Source organism: Acinetobacter sp. yr461, assembly GCF_900110445.1.
Taxonomy (GTDB): domain Bacteria; phylum Pseudomonadota; class Gammaproteobacteria; order Pseudomonadales; family Moraxellaceae; genus Acinetobacter; species Acinetobacter calcoaceticus.
Genome location: NZ_FODU01000003.1, coordinates 238,970 through 258,877, shown reverse-complemented (window position 1 = coordinate 258,877; position 19,908 = coordinate 238,970). Strand labels below are relative to the sequence as shown.

15 protein-coding genes are annotated in these 19,908 nt (G+C 39.0%); 12 read left to right on the top strand and 3 right to left on the bottom strand.

All coding sequences use genetic code 11. The features are described 5' to 3' along the window. Both nirB and BMW38_RS07530 read right to left on the bottom strand, forming a co-directional pair. Positions 1-2,547: a nitrite reductase large subunit NirB gene (nirB, locus tag BMW38_RS07535; protein ID WP_092707004.1), complete on the bottom strand. Its 2,547-nt coding sequence runs from the start codon at positions 2,545-2,547 to the stop codon at positions 1-3. A gap of 11 nt (positions 2,548-2,558) precedes the next feature. Next, on the bottom strand, positions 2,559-2,900 hold the full coding sequence (locus BMW38_RS07530; protein ID WP_092707001.1) for a hypothetical protein: 342 nt from the start codon (positions 2,898-2,900) through the stop codon (positions 2,559-2,561). A 386-nt stretch (positions 2,901-3,286) separates the two neighbouring features. Between BMW38_RS07530 and BMW38_RS07525 the strand changes: the two genes are divergently transcribed. Together BMW38_RS07525 and BMW38_RS07520 are read left to right on the top strand one after the other, a co-directional pair. After that, positions 3,287-3,877: an ANTAR domain-containing response regulator gene (locus BMW38_RS07525; protein ID WP_092706999.1), complete on the top strand. Its 591-nt coding sequence runs from the start codon at positions 3,287-3,289 to the stop codon at positions 3,875-3,877. Next, entirely contained in the window at positions 3,878-4,900 is a 1,023-nt protein-coding gene (locus tag BMW38_RS07520) for an ABC transporter substrate-binding protein (protein ID WP_092706997.1), read from the top strand. Here the strand turns inward: BMW38_RS07520 and BMW38_RS07515 are convergent. Further along, on the bottom strand, positions 4,897-5,016 hold the full coding sequence (locus BMW38_RS07515; RefSeq protein ID WP_092706995.1) for a hypothetical protein: 120 nt from the start codon (positions 5,014-5,016) through the stop codon (positions 4,897-4,899). The genes BMW38_RS07520 and BMW38_RS07515 overlap by 4 nt on opposite strands. A 525-nt stretch (positions 5,017-5,541) precedes the next feature. Here BMW38_RS07515 and sbnA point away from each other — a divergent pair. The 10 genes from sbnA to BMW38_RS07465 all read left to right on the top strand — a co-directional run bounded on the left by sbnA (position 5,542) and on the right by BMW38_RS07465 (position 19,900). Next, entirely contained in the window at positions 5,542-6,546 is a 1,005-nt protein-coding gene (gene sbnA / locus BMW38_RS07510; RefSeq protein ID WP_092706993.1) for a 2,3-diaminopropionate biosynthesis protein SbnA, read from the top strand. A 21-nt stretch (positions 6,547-6,567) separates the two neighbouring features. Next, a complete protein-coding gene (gene sbnB, locus BMW38_RS07505) occupies positions 6,568-7,581 on the top strand; it encodes a 2,3-diaminopropionate biosynthesis protein SbnB (protein ID WP_003652251.1) in 1,014 nt (337 codons plus the stop codon). Between the two features lie 71 nt (positions 7,582-7,652). Then, positions 7,653-9,293 carry an IucA/IucC family protein gene (locus tag BMW38_RS07500; protein ID WP_092707166.1) on the top strand — a complete coding sequence of 547 codons (1,641 nt, stop codon included), beginning with the start codon at positions 7,653-7,655 and terminating at the stop codon, positions 9,291-9,293. Positions 9,294-9,296: 3 nt separating this feature from the next. Then, positions 9,297-10,502 carry an MFS transporter gene (locus tag BMW38_RS07495; RefSeq protein WP_092706991.1) on the top strand — a complete coding sequence of 402 codons (1,206 nt, stop codon included), beginning with the start codon at positions 9,297-9,299 and terminating at the stop codon, positions 10,500-10,502. Next, entirely contained in the window at positions 10,499-14,026 is a 3,528-nt protein-coding gene (locus BMW38_RS07490; protein ID WP_092706989.1) for an IucA/IucC family protein, read from the top strand. The genes BMW38_RS07495 and BMW38_RS07490 overlap by 4 nt, the downstream gene beginning before the upstream one ends. After that, positions 14,019-14,789 (top strand): HpcH/HpaI aldolase family protein, encoded by a 771-nt coding sequence (locus BMW38_RS07485; RefSeq protein ID WP_092706987.1) that lies wholly within the window; start codon positions 14,019-14,021, stop codon positions 14,787-14,789. Before BMW38_RS07490 ends, BMW38_RS07485 begins: the two co-directional genes overlap by 8 nt. A 156-nt stretch (positions 14,790-14,945) precedes the next feature. Further along, the gene (locus BMW38_RS07480; protein ID WP_092706985.1) at positions 14,946-17,183 is read left to right on the top strand and encodes a TonB-dependent receptor; all 2,238 of its coding nucleotides are present in this window, start codon (positions 14,946-14,948) and stop codon (positions 17,181-17,183) included. A gap of 263 nt (positions 17,184-17,446) precedes the next feature. Beyond that, complete coding sequence (locus BMW38_RS07475) at positions 17,447-18,772, top strand: Y-family DNA polymerase (RefSeq protein ID WP_092706983.1); 1,326 nt, start codon at positions 17,447-17,449, stop codon at positions 18,770-18,772. A gap of 235 nt (positions 18,773-19,007) precedes the next feature. Further along, on the top strand, positions 19,008-19,463 hold the full coding sequence (aroQ, locus tag BMW38_RS07470) for a type II 3-dehydroquinate dehydratase (RefSeq protein WP_003652261.1): 456 nt from the start codon (positions 19,008-19,010) through the stop codon (positions 19,461-19,463). A gap of 17 nt (positions 19,464-19,480) precedes the next feature. After that, the gene (locus tag BMW38_RS07465) at positions 19,481-19,900 is read left to right on the top strand and encodes an acetyl-CoA carboxylase biotin carboxyl carrier protein (RefSeq protein WP_003652263.1); all 420 of its coding nucleotides are present in this window, start codon (positions 19,481-19,483) and stop codon (positions 19,898-19,900) included. The last annotated feature ends 8 nt before the right edge of the window (positions 19,901-19,908 follow it).

The window sequence follows — 19,908 nt, the reverse complement described above, 5'->3', positions numbered from 1 at the left end:
TTATGCTTCAACCATTGGAATACGGTCTTCTGAACGTTCAACGTCTGTTAATGGTCGGATTTGCCCACGTTCAGTCGTAAATTGAATGTGTGGATCGGCCTGTTCATTGGCACTTGCATTGATATAAGTTTGGAAGCGTTTACGAACTTCAGGATTTTCTACCGCAGTACGCCATTCATCTTGATATGTACCAATCACATGTTCCATACGGCGCTCAAGCTCAGCAGCCAACCCAAGAGAATCATCAACCACCACAGATTTAAGGTAGTCCAAACCACCTTCCATGTTGTCGCGCCATACGCTCGTACGTTGTAAACGGTCTGCTGTTTGAATGTAGAACATATAGAAACGGTCGATATAACGAATTAGTGTCTCTTTATCGAGGTCAGATGCTAGCAATTCTGCATGACGTGGCTTCATACCACCGTTACCGCACACATAAAGGTTCCAACCTTTTTCAGTCGCGATAATACCAACATCTTTACTTTGTGCTTCCGCACACTCACGCGTACAACCAGACACTGCCATTTTTAATTTATGTGGTGAACGTAAACCCTTGTAGCGATTTTCAAGCTCGATAGCCAAACCAACTGAGTTGTCTACACCGTAACGGCACCATGTACTACCCACACAAGATTTCACAGTACGTAAAGACTTACCGTATGCATGACCCGATTCAAAACCAGCAGCATTCAATTCTTCCCAAATGAATGGAAGCTCATGAACTTGTGCACCGAACATATCGACACGTTGACCACCAGTGATTTTGGTATACAGATTATATTTCTTGGCAATTTGACCAATGGCAATCAAACCATCCGGAGTCACTTCACCGCCAGCCATACGTGGTACGACCGAGTAAGAACCATCTTTTTGGATGTTACCCAAGTAGTAGTCGTTACTGTCTTGTAAACCGGCATGACTTGGTTCAAGTACGAAGTCATTCCAGCAAGATGCCAAAATATTTGCAGCAGCTGGTTTACAGATATCACACCCTAAACCATGACCATGTTGATCAATCAAATCATCAAAGGTTTTGATTTCATTAACACGAACCAAGTGATACAACTCTTGACGTGAGTACGGGAAGTGTTCGCAAATGTGGTTGTTAACGGTTACACCTTGACGTTGTAACTCAGATTTCAATACTTGAGTCACTAATGGTGCACAACCACCACATGCAGTTGCTGCTTTGGTGCATTTCTTCAATGCACCTAAAGAAGTCGAGCCATCGCTAATTGCTTGGCAAATGTCTGCTTTTGATACGTTGTTACATGAACAGATCGTTGCGCTATCTGGAAGTAAATCTACACCGCTACCACCTGATTTTCCTGCTGATTGCTCAAAGCCCGGCATGATTAAACTTTCAGGTACTTCAGGTAAATCCAGACCGTTTAACATCATTTGTAAAAGGTCATTATATTCTTTGGCATCGCCCACTAAAACTGCACCAAGCAACTTAGTTTTGTCTGCATTTACAACAATCTTTTTATAAACCAGTTCATGCTCATCTGCATAGAAATAGCTTAATGCACCCGGAGTCATTGCATGTGCATCACCTACAGATGCAACATCAACACCCATCAATTTCAACTTGGTGCTCATGTCCGCACCAGCGAAAGAGTGACATTCTTCATCTAACACATGTTTCGCTGCAATACGTGCCATGTCATAGCCCGGTGCAACCAAACCGTAGATTTTGTTTTGCCAAAGCGCACATTCACCAATTGCGTAAATGTTGCTATCTGAAGTTTGGCAGTAATCATTAATCACAATACCGCCACGTTCACCAATCGCCAGACCACTATTACGTGCTAACTCATCACGTGGGCGAATGCCTGCCGAGAATAAAATGATATCTGCTTCAAGTTCACTACCATCAGCAAACTTCATGACATGTGTTGTGCTATCACCGCATTCAATGCATTGAGTCGCTTTTTGCGTGTGAACTTTTACACCCAAATCTTCAATTTTACGGCGTAGAACTTTACCACCCAAGTCATCAATTTGAACTGCCATCAAACGTGGAGCAAATTCAACAACGTGTGTTTCCAAATCTAGGTCACGTAATGCTTTCGCTGCTTCAAGACCAAGCAATCCACCACCAATGACCACACCTGTTTTAGCATTCAGGCTCGCTGCACGAATGGCATCTAAGTCTTCAATGGTGCGGTAAACAAAGCAGTTTTCACGGTCATTACCCGAAATTGGAGGAACAAATGCATACGAACCTGTTGCTAACACCAATTTGTCATAGCTAATCACATCGCCATGATTGGTGGTTACTGTTTGTGCAGCAGTATCAATTGTAGTTGCTTTGGTGTTTAAACGCAGGTCTATGCCATGTGCATCTGCGAAGTCAAAACGGGCTAAAGATAAATCTTTTGCCGATTTCCCCGAAAAATATTCAGTCAAATGTACGCGGTCATACGCGATACGAGGTTCTTCCGCGAGAATCGTGATTTCCAGTTCATCATCTGCTTTTTCTAAAATGGCTTCGATGAATTTGTGGCCCACCATACCATGACCAATCATTACCAATTTCATAGTGTTTCTCCTCAAATCACGTTGCTTTTAAGCTGCGTTATTGCGTTCTCAAATAGACGTTGTTCTTTTGCCTTGTGCTCTACCGAGAAGCGAATCAACATCACGAAGCATGTAGCTGCTTTCAGCCAATTTTTTGCACTCGTTGACGACACCCAATGCACAGCAAAGTCATAAAAAGAAATAAAAAAAGCGAGCCCCCTCATAGAGAAGGCTCGCATCGCTGGAACTGAAAACTCAGATAATTCAGATGTAACTTTTTTATGCAATAAAAATAAAGACATGACCTTCACTCCGACTGAACGTAACTTCTTTGTGTGTACGGTTGCACTCACAAACTCGATCAGAACGGACATCGTTGGCCGTCTTTAAAACTCATGGTCGTCTTCGACCTGTAATTAAGTAAGCACTTTGCATGCCAATATTCTAAAAACTTAAGTAGATAATATTTTTTATATTTAATTTCATACAGATAGAAATTTTCAATGTGTAGGTAAAGAATTAAGTCTTATTTTGCCTGCTCTATCACTGCACACTTATATGGTTTAAATAGAAATACGCCTTGCTACAAAATGAATCGTATTTTTGCACCAAGATTGATCAGGCCCATACTTTGGCATGCTAAAGTGCCATTAAAGCTCGATTTTTTCTTTAGTTTTCGATGGCACTAATCTTGCTTAAAAAACTGATAACAAAAAACGCGTCGAATTGGCGCATTTTCTTAGCCTGATTTTCTGAACTTATGCCAAAACTCAAAATAGCCCTTATTGATGATGATCATGCGCGAGCCGACTATATAAGAAAAAGTCTGCTTGAAAATGATTTTGAAGTGGTCGCTTGCCTTACTTTGGACCACTTGAATATCTTTCGCCTCGAACATTTACAAGCTGATGTGATCTTGCTTGATATGGACCATCCTCACCGTGACATTATTGAAAGCTGTGTCAGTAGCTATGACCTTCCTACCGTTCTGTTCACCAAAAATTCAGATAAAGATACAATCAAACAAGCCATAGATGCGGGGGTGACTGCTTATATTGTTGATGGTATTGATCCTTCCCGCTTACATACCATTTTAGAAATCTCTATTGAGCAATATAAAAAACACAAAAAACTCGAAGGAGATTTAAGAGATGCTCAAACTAAACTCGCTGATCGTAAAGATGTTGAAAAAGCCAAAGTTTTACTTATGCAACTCCATGGCCTTCCTGAAGATACAGCATTCCAGTTGCTTAGAAAAAATGCCATGAGCCACCGTATCACGATTGGAGAAATGGCTCGGCGTTTACTTGACGCCCAAAAATTACTTGGCAATCAACTAAAGGATGAATAAATGAGCACATTAGAAAAGACTCAATTACAACTCGGCTATATTCCTTTGCTTGATTGTCTTGCATTGCTTTGGGCGAAACAAAGGGGTTTCTTTGACGAAGTAGGACTCGACGTTACTTTAGTTAAAGAAGCTTCATGGGCAAGTCTTCGTGATCGCCTTGCTTTTGGTTTATTAGATGCCGCTCATTGTTTATCTGCAATGTTACCTGCGGCTGCGGTAGGATCAGATCAAATTGGTACGCCACTGCAAACATCGCTTGTTTTGAGCGAAAATCGTGCATTTATTAGCTTAAGTCAAAAATTAACGCATCAACTTAAAATTCAAGAAAATGATACAGCTCAAGTAACGGCGCAAAAAGTGGTGCATTACATTGAACAAGGTCATTCCCTTTCTTTAGCTCATGTGTTTAAGCACTCCATTCATCATTATTGTTTAAGAGAATGGTTAGCTTTAGCAAACCCTGAACTCGCTCAATCGATTCAGCTCAAAACCTTACCACCACCTTATATGGTCGAAGCACTAGATAAACATGTGATTGATGGTTTTTGTGTCGGAGAACCTTGGAATACTCAAGGTGAGCTTCTCGGTTTAAGTAAAATGATTTGCTCAAGTCAGAACATTATTCCACCTGTAGCTGACAAAGTTTTAGCCGTAACGCAGGAATGGGCTGAACAGCATCCACAAACGCTGGTTGCACTCACCGCTGCAATTATGAAAGCTCAGCAAGAACTTAGCGAACTAGAAGACTTTGCTCCAATTTTAAAATTATTGGTCGAGTTTGGAATTGTTCGTTTTCATTGCTCAGAAGAAGTGCATGTCGACAAATACTATATGATTCAGGATATTGTCCGTCATTTGGTAAAAGAAAGCGCTCTTCCCAAAGTAGAAGACTTTTATTGGCTCTTTCAGCAAATGCAAAAGTGGGATGACCTTCAGCTAGACCAAACGCAAATCAATGCGCTGGGTCATAAATGCATTAATCTTATGGCTTATGAACAAGCTAAGCAGCTTAATTTCGTCTAACACGCCCTATCAATCAACAAAAAAAAGCTGTCTTTTATGACAAAGACAGCTTGAAAGACCCATAAGACAAAATGCGAAACACGCATTACTATACTTTTTGGACTCAATTGATCCATTTAAAATATAGCGCTTATGGACATGATCATATCTATCTAAACGTATCATTTTCAGACATTTTCATATCAATAACTGACACATCATCAATTTCACTCAATCATCCTTAACATTTTAATAAACTCCTTAAATATTGCTCTTTTTTATAAGCATTAAATATGGTCATAAACTCTACAAAATGTAGGCTTCATAAAATATGTTAATCAGCACAAATATTCCGATTTAATTTTAAAGAAATTTCAGTCACAAGTTTTAATTTGCAAAACCCTATGCTCATTAAATTATTTTTTATAGGTGAAAAGTAATTTATTGCCTATCTACTTATATTTAAAACATTTATTAATTACTCACTTTATAAAATATAAATATTAACATTCAAATAATTACACAAAAAAAATTAGTGAAAATTCCTATAACTCACCCCTCTTTTGCGTTACAAACCGCAACAATCATGTCACAATTGGTAATAATAATTAAATTAATAATCATTATCATTCACATCACATAAAAACCTGAGAAGATCTACCATGATCCATGAAAATATTCTCGACTGCATAGGTAAAACGCCACTATTACAATTATCAAGGCTATTCACGCATCAATCGATCTCAGTGATTGCGAAAATGGAATTGTTAAATCCAGGAGGAAGTATTAAAGATCGTCCAGCATTATTCATGCTACAGGAAGGCCTGAAATCTGGAGTAATTAATAAAGATAGTCATATTGTTGAAAGTTCTTCAGGAAACTTGGCTATTGCTCTTGCAATGGCATGCAAAATATATGGATTAAAATTTACTGCCGTTATTGACCCGAAAATTGCTTCAGCAAACTTACAAATGTTGAAGCTTTACAAAGCCAATATCGAAATGGTCTCTGAAAAAGACCAAAACGGCGGTTATTTAAAAACCAGAATTGACACTGTAAAGCGGCTATGCCAACAACTGCCGAATGCCGTCTGGATTAATCAATATGCAAATCCAAACAACTGGAAAAGCCACTATTTTGGTGAAGCAGAAGAAATCTTAAATCAAATTGATCGCAAGATTGATTACCTCGTGATCGGGGCAAGCACCTCCGGCACAATTATGGGCGTGTCTCGTCGCCTTAAAGAAAAGTTCCCAGAATTAAAAGTGATTGCAGTCGATATTGTTGGCTCAGTCTTGTTTGGGGGTACATCTGGTCCACGTGAAATTCCGGGCATTGGAGCAAGTACTGTTCCACCTCTGCTCTCTCCCGATGAAATTGATGATGTCATTTATGTAGATGACTATGAGTCTGCACTCGGTTGCAGAGAACTTCTTGAACATGAAGGAATCTTTGCAGGCGGCTCAAGCGGCTCATCTATTTCAGCCATAAAAAAACTTATTCCAACCATTCCCGAAGGTTCATGCGTCTTAACGCTGCTGCCTGATCGAGGCGATCGTTATTTAGATCTAGTTTATGCAGATGAATGGTTCGAAATGATCAAGAAACGTCACTTCAATCGAAACTTACGACGTCAAGAAAACCTTACTTTACAAAATGTTGTTTAACCTTCTCCTTAGGACATATTCATGAGCAATTTGGCTACCCTTCGTTATCTTAGTCAATCAGATTTATTAAATCTTGGCGCAAATCATAGCAATTCATTTATTGAAGCGATTACTGAAGGTTTAACCCTGCATGCAAATAAACAGTTTGTACAACCCTTAAAACCTTACCTCCGCTGGCAAGGTGCAGACCACATTGCTGACCGTATTATTGCAATGCCTTGTTATTTAGGTGGCAATGACCCGATTGCCGGAATCAAATGGATTGGTTCAAGACAACATAACCCTAAAAAATTCAATATTCCGCGTGCCAGCGCACTGATTGTTCTGAATGACTCAGAAACAAATTACCCAGTCGCAGTCATGGAAGGCAGCTTAATTAGCGCAATGCGAACTGCTGCAATTACGGGTGTTTCGATTAAGTATCTAGCCAAAAAAGACTTTTCAGATATTACCGTGATTGGCTGCGGACCAATTGCTCAAATGCAGATTAAGACTGTGCTTGAACAATACGCTCAAGTGAAAAAAATACATTTATTTGATGTGAACCCTGAAGCGGCGGAAAAACTCAAAGCATTGTTCCTTTCAGAATATCCACATCTAGAAATTGAAATTCATGACAGTGCCAAATCTGCAATTCAGCAAGCAGATGTGCTTATTACCTGCACAGTTTCAGATAAGCCTTACATCCCATTTGAATGGCTTAAAAAAGGCTGCTTTGTTTCAAATATTTCAATTATGGATATTGAGCCTGAAGTGTTCTTAAAAGTTGACAAAGTCATTGTGGATGACTGGGATCAATCAAATCGAGAAAAGAAAGTCATCAATGTGCTGGTTGAAGATGGCTTATTCAGTCGTGAAAAACTGCATGCTGAACTTGGCGACATCATTATTGGTCATAAAAACGGCCGCGAACATGAAGATGAAATTATTTTGCTCAACCCAATGGGCATGGCGATTGATGACATTGTTTGCGCTAAATGGTTCTTCAATGCCGCACAAGAACAAAACGTTGGCACGGTTCTACCACTTTTATAAGAATAGGAATAACTAAAATGCTAGATCGGATTTACACAGCACAACTACAAAAAACAATAGATGCCCTCTACATGGAGAATTATGGAGATTTTAGAGATCATATTTCCTATAAAAAGCCTTATCTGGCAATCACTCTAAATGATGAGTTGGAACTCTATTTCAGTTGTTTAAAAGTAGATGGTGTAAATCCTTTCTATGTTACTCAACCCGAAGTTTTACTTCATAACGTCTTGAGTAATACGACTTCTAAAATTTCTATTTCTGAAGTTTTTACCTATTTAACAAAAGCATCTTGGTGGCCTTCACCGCATCATCAAAAAGCGATTGATTATTGGCTCGACAACTTAGTAACGGCTGAAAAAATTCCTCAGATTTTACAGTCAGCACTTTCATTTTCCTCACCTTTAATTACAAGTGAATTGCTTTCCCTTGTTGCTGACCGTCCATTTCATCCGTTCGCCCACTCAAAAGGTGAACTTGCACCACTTACGATTCAAAAAGAAATTGAGGTGTATTGGTGGGCTTTTAAGAAAGATGACGTGATCAACAATATGGATTCGATTCCTTATAAAGAACTATTGCTATCAGACTCTGAAACCAACCTTATTACTGAAAAAATGAAGGAGCTTTCAGAGGATTACCTAGCCCTTCCTTTATTAGAGACTCAACATCGCTATTTAAAATTTGAAGAAAATAAGTATGAGGGTATTGACCTGATCCATGTCACGACAATTGGTTTACCGACTTCATCTTTAAGAACTCTTATTCACAACTCAAATCCTAATCTGCATTTAAAACTATCAACGAATGCCAAAACATTAGGTGCGATCCGTTCTATGCCAGGCCGTTATTTAATGAATGGACATACGGCATATGACTTTTTAAATGAAGTCATTAATGAAAATCCTTTATTAAAAAGTCGCCTCTTTTTGAGTAATGAAACTCACTGGTGGGTGTTGGGTAAACAAGAGCACATTGTAAAAAATTTAGGTGTAATCGGTTGCCAAGTAAGGCACCTACCCGACTTTTGTCAAAATAAAAATGTCACCCCAATTACCATGTCGGCTTTAAGCTGTATCTATGTTGACCCTTGGGAAACGTTAGGCGTTGAAGGTGACAAATGGACACTATTAAAAGACCTAAGTGTCCATTTCATTCAAACATTCTTAACGCTCTGGTCGAAAGGAATCATGCCTGAATGCCACGGGCAAAACACCATGGTTTGTTATGAAAATAATAAGTTCAAATGCTTTATTTTGCGTGACCACGATACCTTAAGAATATGTACACCAGCAATTGAAGAAAGTGGCTTCACACCTCCGATCTATACCATCGACACGAGTACGCCAAACAATCTTATCTTTAGTAAGAATGAAGACTTATTTAACTACTTCATTACCTTAGGGATTCAAATTAACCTCTACCCAATTGCTTTAGCTACCTTGAAATATACAGATCGTTCAGAAAGCGATTTCTGGGAAATGATTCAAGACATTATTCATGATTTTGTAGAAACCCAACCACTTTCAGAGCAAACAAAATCGCAAATTCAAACCTATCTTTTTGATAATAAGACTTGGCCGTTCAAACAGCTACTTACGCCGCTGTTAGCCCAAGAAAGTGATTCGACGGGCATGCCAAGCAAAATCGGAACGACCCCGAACCCTTATCACAGCTTATCTGTTTCTAGCTATGAGACCATGGATATCTAAATCATGCGCTCATCTCGCCTAGATCATTTCATTATTTTGCTCTGTCAGTTTTTTTCCACTTTCGGGCTCATGGTTCTTATTCCGATCATGCCGCTTTATATGGAAAAACTGACGGCGCACATGAGTGCTCCCACTATCTGGGCAGGTTTGGCACTCGCGGCTCCTGCAATTGGAAGCTTGTTTACAGCTCCAATTGTTGGCCAATTATCCGACACTTTTGGTCATAAGAAAGCGCTCCTACTTTCATTGGCTGGTTTTTGTATTTCAATACTACTCATGGCGAGCGCCCAGCATTTATTCGTATTTATTTTTGCGCGGATTCTACTCGGTTTTTGCGGTCTTTCAGTCATTCTGAATGCCTACGTTTCATATCTTTCTAATGAACAACAACGAGGTGCCGCTTTTGGGCAACTACAAAGTAGTGTTGCGCTAGCTTGCCTGTGTGGTCCAGTACTCGGCGGTATATTTATGGACCACTGGCGGGTTGAAATATTACTTAATGCAACTGCATTTATTGTAGTTACATTAATTGTGATCGCATCTTTTTTATTAGCCAATCCAGTTAAAACTGAGGCTGTAAAAACCAAAGAAAAATCTAAAATTCCAGACTTTTTTGATAGAACTATTTTTTCATGGCTAAGCGCTGGCATCTTGGTGCAAGCCGGTGGTTTTGGTTTAGTGTCTTGCTTCGTTTTATACATTAGTGAAATAAGCCAAAACATTCACTCGTCGTTATCTGCTGCAAGCTTAACGGGCACAATCCATGCGCTTTCATGGGGAGCTGCTTTTATTGCAGCAACCTATTGGGGAAAAAGAAATGATGACAAAGGAGATTCTTTTAATAACTTCGTTTACGCATCTTTAATTTGTGGCATCACGATTTTCGCGTTGATATGGGTTTCCAATCTCTGGCTCATTCTTATATTACGACTCATACAAGGTTTTTGCTTCGCAGCGCTTATTCCTTCGATTTTACACACAATTTCTCTAAAAGCTGGCACTCAAAGCCAAGGAAAAGTGATCGGCATTTCTAACAGTGCCTTTGTCTTAGGCCAACTTTTTGGTCCGATCACCATCACGCTTACCTACTCATTTTTCAATATTACAGCCGCATTAATCTGCACTTCTTTATTTTTTATCGGTGCGGGCTTAGTGGTGATTTTGAACAGATTCTTAATGGATACAATTTTAGAAGAGGCACAAGAATGAACTCAATTATTACAACTGATGCATGGTCTTATAAACTTTTCGAACAGTACCTGAATACTTTCTTTCGTGAACTTAAAGTAGATCTTGAAGAGCACATTATCTCAGCCCAAGATTCTCCTTTATTCACACGAGATGCGGAACAGCCTAACTCAATCTATTTTTCTTATACGTTTAATGCGTCTAATACGATTGTTTATGGAGCAGTTCAACACTTCTCCACCACTGGCTATCATCGATATCAGCGTGACTTTGCTCTGCAAAACTTAAGCGAAAATACATTTGATTCTCTAACTGATCCTAAAAATTTGGTGAAGCTCATTACAGATGAATTAAATAACCTATTCAAAGACAAAAACCAGAACAAGAACCTTTATTCCGATATTGCCAATAGTATCGAGAACACAAAATTCTTTTTAGAAAATAGACCATCCCAAACAACATCTAAAGAGTTGAGTGGTTTTCAGGCTACTGAACAAGGCATGTTATATGGCCACCCTTTTCATGTGACCTCTAAAGCCAACTTAGGTTTTTCGAAAGAAGACATGAAAAAGTATAGCCCTGAGTTAGACGCTAGTTTCCAACTTCATTACTTCGCGGTTCATTCTTCTTTAATCCGAAAGCTTATAAGTGAAGAACAGCTCTCTCACCATATTGAAAATGAAGTTTTAGAAACTGCAAAAGAGCGCTTGCAAGAAAATCTAGCCAACTATGAGCTCATGCCAACCCACCCTTGGCAAGCTAATTTCTTACTTCAACATCCGTCTTTAAAGAAATATTTAGACAGTCAAGAAATCATACATCTGGGTGCATTAGGCCAAACCGTATGGCCAACCTCATCAGTTCGTACGGTGTGGTTACCTCAATCTAACCTATTTTTAAAGCTCTCAATTGACGTACGTATTACTAGTTTCATTCGTAATAACCCAATGGATGAAATGGAAAGAGCGATTGATGCGAGCAAAATTATTATCAATCACAAGATTAATGAGCAATATCCTGACCTTGTGATTCTGCCAGAGTTAGAGGCGAAAACAGTCAAAATTCCAGAGCTTGAAAGTTCATTTGGCATTATTTATAGAGCGGGACTTACACCTGAAGTATTAGAAAATACCAGAATGCTCGGTGGCTTGGTTGAAGAAAACGAGAATCATGAAATTCCTCTACTAAGCTTTATTCAACAAGCTGCACCCAACCAAAATTTACAATCGAACGATGCCAAAGACTTCATTACTTTTTGGTGGAAACAGTACGTTAAAGTTTCACTTATTCCATTAATTGAATTGTTTGCAAATAAAGGCATTAGCGTAGAAGCACATATGCAAAACAGTTTAATGGAATTTAAAAATGGCTATCCACATCGCCTCATTCTTCGCGATATGGAAGGCATTAGTATTGTTCCAGAAATGATAGAGGACAACTCATCTATTTCTGAAGATAGTACCGTTTGGTTCTCTCAAAAAGATGCATGGACCTTTTTAAAGTATTACCTTGTGATCAACCACATTGCGCATCTCATCAGCGCGATTGCACGAGTTACGGTTATTGAAGAAAGCGAGCTATGGCAAGCAACACGACTTTCCCTCACACAAGAAAAATTTACCGCCAAAGGTCAGCACTACCGCGATTTATTAATTAATTCACTCACATTACCAATTAAGGCAAATATGTTAAATACGCTCTACCACAGTGGTGGCAATCCAATCTGGATTGAAGTTGAAAATCCTATTTATAAATATCGCGGCGCAGAAGCCCTTTGCCCTCTTCAACCGACACAGCAAGCCAACTATAAGACTCTTGCAGAAAATCGAGTGATGGGCCAATTATTAGAAGCACTTATTTTTGAAAATACCTTTAAATATGAACTTTCTAAAGGTCAGATCAAGTTTTATATTTCCGATACAGTTTTCTATACATGCGCCGCTAAACGACACTTTAGTTTTAAACGAATTAAGTTAGATCCTTCAAGCTTAGTCCGTTCTGATATTACGTTAGGCGCTGAAACTCGTCCTAACTTAAAAATGCTACTTGCCGATCTAAAAAATATTATTGAAGCTGACCCAGTTAAATGGCAAAACTTTAATGATGAACTCAATTTAACTTACGTTAAACATGCGCAGACTTTGAGCCAAGCACCTGCCCAACCTTTAAGAACTTTGCCTTATTTAGAACAAGAAGCAAGGATTACCAATGCGCATTTATACCATCCAAGCTTTAAGTCTCGTATTGGCTTCGATTTAAAAGAAAATCAAAAATATGCACCTGAGCTTTCTGAAGGTTTTACGGTTAAATGGGCAGCGACTCATAACAGTTTATGCAAACTGGTTTTAAGTGAAACCATTAACTTAGAGCAGCTTTATAAACAGCATTTTTCAGAAAAAGATCTACAAACCATTAGTAATCAATTAAAAGATAACAATGTAGATTTTAAAGATTATATTCTCACCCCAATTCACCCATGGCAGTGGGATAAAATTATTGAATTATATTATCAAGATGCGATTAGTAACCAACTTATTATCCCGCTAGATATTGAAGGCCCGACTTATTTACCACAGCAGTCGATTCGAACTTTATCAAACATTAGTGATATCTCTGCACTTTCTCTCAAGTTGGCAATGAATTTGGTTAATACCTCTACATCTCGCGTATTAGCACCACATACCGTTCAAAATGCTGCAAAAATGAGTGACTGGCTTTATAACATTGTCGAGCAAGACCATATTCTAGAAAAGCATCGCAAGCCTGTCATTCTAAGAGAAATTGCTGGTCTTTCAGTTAATCAGCAAATTGCTCTACCTGTTCAATATGGTGCACTCGCCTGCATTTGGCGCGAAAGTATTTACAGTTACTTAAAAGAAGGTGAATCGGCAACTCCTGTAACAGGACTAATGCAAGTTGATAATGACCAAAAACCTTTAATTGATGAGTGGATTCAAGAATACGGTATCGAGTTTTGGTTAGAAAAGTTACTCACCAATGCCTATTTACCAATCATGCATATTTTATGGTGCCATGGCCTCGCTTTAGAGTCACATGCACAAAACATGGTTCTGATTCATAAAAATGGCCTACCAGTTAAAGCAGCCTTGAAAGATTTCCACGATGGAATCCGTTTTAGCCGACATCTTTTACGTGAGCCAGACCTTCTACCAGATTTACAAGATGCGCCAAAAGAACATGCCAAGATTAATCCGAATTCGTTTTTGGAAACCCATTCTCCAAATGAGTTAAGAGACTTTACGCAAGATGCGCTTTGGTTTGTAAATTTGGCAGAGTTAGCAATTTTCTTAAATGAACATTATGACTTCGATGAAATCAAATTCTGGACCATGTTAAGAACCATCATCAATCAACACAAAGAAGCTCATCCAGAGTTTGCTGAGCGATATGAATTGTTCAACTTTACAGATGACACTATCGACATTGAACAGCTCGCAAGTCGCCGCTTCCTTCCGGAAATTCGCTTAAGAGTGCAAACTACGCCGAACCCGCTCAGCCTCATTAAGGAAATTGAATATGAATAAATATTCGATTTCTTTTAAGAAACGAATAGAAAATGGTGAGACGCTCTACGGAATATTTTGTTCCGTAGCCTCTCCTATTAATGTCGAGCAACTGGTACTTGCGGGCTATGATTTTATTATTATCGACTTGGAACATACTTTATTTAGTACGTCTCAAGTCGAGACCATGATTTTAGCGGCTAGAGCCATGAGTCTTGATGTTTTTGTCAGAGTACCTTTAAACGCTAACCACCTAGTTCTACCTCTGCTCGATGCCGGGGTAACGGGTATTGTGTTTCCGCGTATTGAAAATGCGAAGCAGGCACAAGAAGCTGTGAACTATTGCCACTATATGCCGCTTGGGCAAAGAGGACTGAATTCGACAAGGTTAAATCGATACGGCATGGACGATTTAGCTAGTTTTGTTGAACAGGCTGCAAACGAGACTGTTGTCATTGCTATGATTGAAAGCTTAGAGGGATTAGAACAGATAGATGAAATTTTAAAAGTTGAAGGTATTGATATTATTATGGAAGGTGCTGCCGACCTTTCCCAATCCATGGGAATGCCGTGGCAATCTAGTCATCCAAAAGTGAAAGAAAAAGTTCAAGAGATGTATACAAAGACCAAAAATAGTCAAAAGCATTTCTGTGCTATTCCCCGACAACCTGAAGATATCGCGGCTTGGAAACAACAATCTGTTCAGCTTTTTGTGCTCGGCGATGACCGAAGCATTATTCGCCGCGCCCATCAAAATCATTTGAACGCCTATAAGGAAATCTGATCACTGTTCAATTTTTTTGGGGGAATAAACACCTATTCCCCTAATTCATTGAATAAATTTCAAATATATTATTTTTTAAGCAATTAATAATATTGTTAACTACAATGATTCTCATTTATAATTCGCTCAATTTAAAATCACTCTCAGGGCGAGAAAATGGGAAATAAGATAAAAAGTAATAAACTTTTTACAAGAAAGTCTGAAGTTAAAAATATCATTCCACTTCTTTCACTTGGTGGGGCCATTTTTCTTTCAAATTCAGCATTTGCAGCCTCAGCCTCTGAGACAACAGATGCTGAAAAAAAGCCTGAAGCACTCCCTACAATTACAATTACCGCTTCACGCGCAGATGAACTTTCTACTTCTGCTAAGCAAGTCACCAAGCTAGATGAAAAACAAATTGAACTTTTAAGAAATGGTTCCTCTGGAAGTATTGCGACTGTATTAGCAAAGGCTGTACCGGGCCTGTCTGACTCAAGCCGTACTATTACAGATTACGGTCAAACTTTACGTGGACGTAATGCCCTGATCTTGGTCGATGGCGTTCCAATGAACCTTACACGGGACACATCCCGCGGACTTTCAGCAATTGACCCTGAAAGTATTGCGAACATTGAAGTGATTCGCGGCAGTAATGCAATTTATGGCGGTGGCGCTGCGGGTGGTATTATTTCAATTACCACGAAAGCTGCGGGTGGTGAACCTACTGCAAAAACCGTCATTGGGTTACAAACACCTTTAACGAATTTCCGTTCTGATGCTTTGGGTGGAGATATTCACCAATATTTCACAGGCAGCTTTAACGCCTTTGATTATGCACTCGACTTTGGCTATCAACGTATTGGTAGTCCGTACGATGCAAGTGGTGACCGTGTTGCACCTGAACCAAGTCAGGGCGACCTTTATGATTCCGATGGCTACAGCGTAGGTGGTAAGCTGGGTTACCATATTGATGACAATCAATATCTACAATTCGCTGCAAACTATTATAATGCTGAGCAAGACTCAGATTATGCATCTGATCCAAGTGTTAAAAAAGCTCCAGCTGGAACTGTACCAGCGAAAGCCATCAAAGGATTAAAGCTTAAAGACCAAAATAAAAATGAAAACCAAATATACAATTTAACCTATACCAATAAAGACTTATTAGGTAATAAGGTTGATGCTCAAATTTATTACCGCGACTTCTTTACCCGTTTTTCACCATTTGATGCTCGTGGAAATGCGAACCGTGGCAAACAAGTCGACCAGATTTATCAAGAAAATAATGTACTCGGTAGCCGCTTAACTGTTACCACACCACTTGAGTTTTTAGGCGATACATCATTGGTTTGGGGTGGTGACTTCAGCCGTGAAAAAAGCGAAATGCCTTTAGATATTTTTGACCCTCAAATTTATGATCAATCAGGTGGTCTAGAATTTGTAAAAATTGGCAAGCTCATTTATTTACCTGAACTCACCACGCAAAGTGTTGGCGGTTTTATACAGTTAAAACACCGCTTTAATGACCAATGGTCAGCTGAAGCAGGTACACGCTATGAAGACAGCTATGCGCAAATTGATAGTTTTGTTCCATTATCACAATTAGGTAAGACCAACCCTTACACTGTTCCAGGCGGAAAAGTGAAAGCTGATGCATGGTTATACAATGCTAATGTGACCTTCTCTCCAAATGATCAAAACTCGATCTATGCATCATTTAACCAAGGTTTTCAGTTGCCTGATGTCGGTTTGATTATCCGTAATGCTGGTGAAGGTTTTAACCTTGGCTCATCATTTTTAGAACCTGTAAAAGTTGATAACTATGAGTTGGGCTGGAAAGGAAACTTCAATAACTTCTCATCAAGCTTAGCTGTATTCCACTCAACTTCTGATCTTGGGGCTGTGCAATCTTTCAACAATGGTCTAGTGCTTGCTAGAACAAAAGAAAAAGTAACTGGTGTTGAAGCAACTTTTGACTATCTTGACGATGCAAATATTTGGGGAACTGGTGGTAGCGTTACGTGGATGAAAGGTCGTGAAAAACCTCAAAACGGTTCTGAACAAGACATGACAGGTTTCCGCATTCCACCATTAAAACTCACAGCTTACGTTTCTTATAGCCCAACTGAAACTTGGACGAACCGCCTGCAAGCAACATACTTCGGTTCAGAAGATTACCGCTTAAATGGTGTAAATGGCTTTGGTCGCTATGATGTGAAGTCTTACACAACAGCCGATTTAATCAGTAGTTTTGCACTTAACAAGAAAGACACTGTGACGATTGGTTTGGAAAACATGTTTAATCGTAAGTACTACCCGCTTTATAGCCAACTATTAAGAACGAGCGATAACACTAGCCACTTGGTGGCAAATGGGGCAACGCTTAAAGTTTCTTATAGCCATAAGTGGTAATTAAAATTACATAGCATGTGTCATAAAAAAGGGGATCTATACGATCTCCTTTTTTTATTTAAAAATTATTTAAGCCTCATCTTCTTTTCTTTGTCGATTTGAAACCGACTGTCGGGACTCCCCTAGCTTTCTACCAGAAATTTTGTTAACTTGATTTCGTTACATATTCAAGATGTGATTTTATCCCAACACTTTTCAACATCATTTTTATGAAACTCAATTCATGCATGTGGCTTTACCAATATTTTTAAGGGGAAATCATAGTGGAAATTTCACATCGAGAAATTTATGCGCTTGTAGACATTAATAATTGTTATGTCAGTTGTGAGCGACTATTCAACCCCAAACTTATTGGTTTGCCTGTTGTGGTACTTTCTAACAATGATGGATGCGTTGTATCACGCAGCGAAGAAGCAAAAGACTTGGGTATAAAGATGGCAACCCCATGGTATCAAATTGAAGAAGAAGCTCTCAAAGCAGGCGTACACGTCTATTCAAGCAACTACACTTTATATGCCGAGATGTCTCGTCGCTTTTTTTCGGTTCTTGGGGAATTTTTCTCATCCGATGATTTAGAGGCTTACTCTATTGATGAATGCTTTATCCACCTTACCCCTTACCTCCAATCTCTAGATATCCATTCTTATTGTGTCAAAGTCGTAGAAACGCTAGAAGAATGGTTAAGCCTACCTTGCTGTATTGGCATCGGATATTCAAAAACTCAGGCCAAGTTAGCCAATCACTATGCAAAAAAAATTAAAAGTTTTAATGGAATTTGTAATTTCACTACTTTAGATCCCCTACTTCTTGAAGACCTCATGCAACAAACTTCTGTTAAAGAAGTCTGGGGAATTGGCTACCAATTGGTCAAACAACTACAAAGCTATGAAATTTATTCATGCCTAGACTTAACTTTTGCCAATGAATACCATTTAGCCAAAGCTTTTTCTGTGGTTATGGCACGTACTATTCGTGAGCTAAAAGGCCAATCCTGCATTCAACTTGATGATCCTGCCATCCTAACAAAACGAATTTTAGCATCACGAAGTTTCGCTCAAGCTTTATCCAGCATTGAGATTATTAAACAAGCGCTTATCTTTCATCTCAATCGTGCTCATCGACGTTTAATGAAACAAGAACAACTCTGTGCCTGCATTCAAGTCATGCTTTATGAAAAAACAGATAAACCGCCTTATAAAAAAGCGTCATCTCAAGCCATTGGCTTAACTTATGCAACAGATGATCTATGCATATTAACCAAAGCAGCAATGCAACAAATTGATGTTTTATATAAAGAAAATAAAAGATACATTAAGATTGGAGTTTTATTTTGTGGTTTGCACGCCCGTCAACATCACATTGATGATTTATGGCAACCTCTTGAGTTGATCCAGCAAAGACAACAACTCATGAAAACACTAAGTACAGTCCGTAATCGATTCGGTAGTCACTATTTACAAGTGGGCTATCATTCGCGTAGCCCATCTTGGCATATGAAACAATGTCACCGTTCAAAAAACTATCTAACCCGATGGAATGAGCTACTCGTAATTGAAGAGAACTCTACAGCCGTTACACAAAATACATGAACTGTTTTTGTCAATTCAGTTTAAAATAAGCTTCATTAAATTACTTGAAATTTTGTCATTTTTTAACATTGCTAAATCATCGCAAAATTTACAATATATAAGCCGAATTTGGCGTACCCTTTCTGCGACAATTAAAACAAATTATAAAAAAATTGTAGAAACATATGCCATAATAAGCAAACTTTGCAGACATCTTGCAAAGACTATTTGCAACTTTAGAGCTGGAGCAATCTGAATGAGTTCGACCATTTTGGTGATTCATGGACCGAATTTGAATTTGCTGGGAAAACGCGAACCAGAAGTATATGGTCATCTTACCTTAGGTGATATTAACCAACAACTTATTACCCAAGCTCAACGCGCATCAATTACATTAGATACTTTCCAGAGCAACTGGGAAGGTGCCATTGTTGACCGTATTCATCAGGCACAAACTGAAGGCGTAAAACTTATTATTATTAACCCTGCCGCCCTCACTCATACTTCTGTTGCTCTACGCGATGCTCTACTTGGCGTTGCCATTCCATTTATTGAAGTACATTTGTCGAATGTTCATGCACGAGAAGCATTCCGACACCATTCTTATTTATCTGATAAAGCAATTGGCGTAATTTGTGGTCTAGGTGCAAAAGGCTATAGTTTTGCACTCGATTACGCCATTGAAAAAATTCAACCATCTAACCCAAACTAGTTTAGGAATAGTCGCCCATGGATATCCGCAAAATTAAGAAACTCATCGATTTAATGATTGAGTCTGACTTGCAAGCGATTGAAGTTAAAGAAGGTGATCAATCAATCGCTTTAACTCGTCGTAGTCCAGTCGTTGCTGCGGCTGGTGTAGCACTTCCGGCAGCTCCTGTTGCAGAAGCACCAGTTGCAAAAACACCACGTGGAGCAGTTGAACCTTCTCCAATGGTTGGCGTGTTCTACGCTGCTCCAAGCCCAGGCGAAGCACCATTTGTTAAAGTAGGTCAAACTGTATCTGCTGGTGAAACTTTGGGTATTATTGAAGCAATGAAAATCATGAACCCAATTGAAGCAACTCAAAGTGGCGTGGTTGAAGAAATTTTAGTGAAAAATGGTGATGTTATCCAATTCGGTCAACCTTTATTCCGTTATCGCGCGTAATTACCTCG

What these genes read in the sequence shown, in the direction of transcription:
- nirB (WP_092707004.1), bottom strand. Translation starts at nt 2,547, where the DNA reads ATGAAATTGGTAATGATTGGTCATGGTATGGTGGGCCACAAATTCATC.
- BMW38_RS07530 (WP_092707001.1), bottom strand. Translation starts at nt 2,900, where the DNA reads ATGTCCGTTCTGATCGAGTTTGTGAGTGCAACCGTACACACAAAGAAG.
- BMW38_RS07525 (WP_092706999.1), top strand. Translation starts at nt 3,287, where the DNA reads ATGCCAAAACTCAAAATAGCCCTTATTGATGATGATCATGCGCGAGCC.
- BMW38_RS07520 (WP_092706997.1), top strand. Translation starts at nt 3,878, where the DNA reads ATGAGCACATTAGAAAAGACTCAATTACAACTCGGCTATATTCCTTTG.
- BMW38_RS07515 (WP_092706995.1), bottom strand. Translation starts at nt 5,016, where the DNA reads ATGGATCAATTGAGTCCAAAAAGTATAGTAATGCGTGTTTCGCATTTT.
- sbnA (WP_092706993.1), top strand. Translation starts at nt 5,542, where the DNA reads ATGATCCATGAAAATATTCTCGACTGCATAGGTAAAACGCCACTATTA.
- sbnB (WP_003652251.1), top strand. Translation starts at nt 6,568, where the DNA reads ATGAGCAATTTGGCTACCCTTCGTTATCTTAGTCAATCAGATTTATTA.
- BMW38_RS07500 (WP_092707166.1), top strand. Translation starts at nt 7,653, where the DNA reads ATGGAGAATTATGGAGATTTTAGAGATCATATTTCCTATAAAAAGCCT.
- BMW38_RS07495 (WP_092706991.1), top strand. Translation starts at nt 9,297, where the DNA reads ATGCGCTCATCTCGCCTAGATCATTTCATTATTTTGCTCTGTCAGTTT.
- BMW38_RS07490 (WP_092706989.1), top strand. Translation starts at nt 10,499, where the DNA reads ATGAACTCAATTATTACAACTGATGCATGGTCTTATAAACTTTTCGAA.
- BMW38_RS07485 (WP_092706987.1), top strand. Translation starts at nt 14,019, where the DNA reads ATGAATAAATATTCGATTTCTTTTAAGAAACGAATAGAAAATGGTGAG.
- BMW38_RS07480 (WP_092706985.1), top strand. Translation starts at nt 14,946, where the DNA reads ATGGGAAATAAGATAAAAAGTAATAAACTTTTTACAAGAAAGTCTGAA.
- aroQ (WP_003652261.1), top strand. Translation starts at nt 19,008, where the DNA reads ATGAGTTCGACCATTTTGGTGATTCATGGACCGAATTTGAATTTGCTG.
- BMW38_RS07465 (WP_003652263.1), top strand. Translation starts at nt 19,481, where the DNA reads ATGGATATCCGCAAAATTAAGAAACTCATCGATTTAATGATTGAGTCT.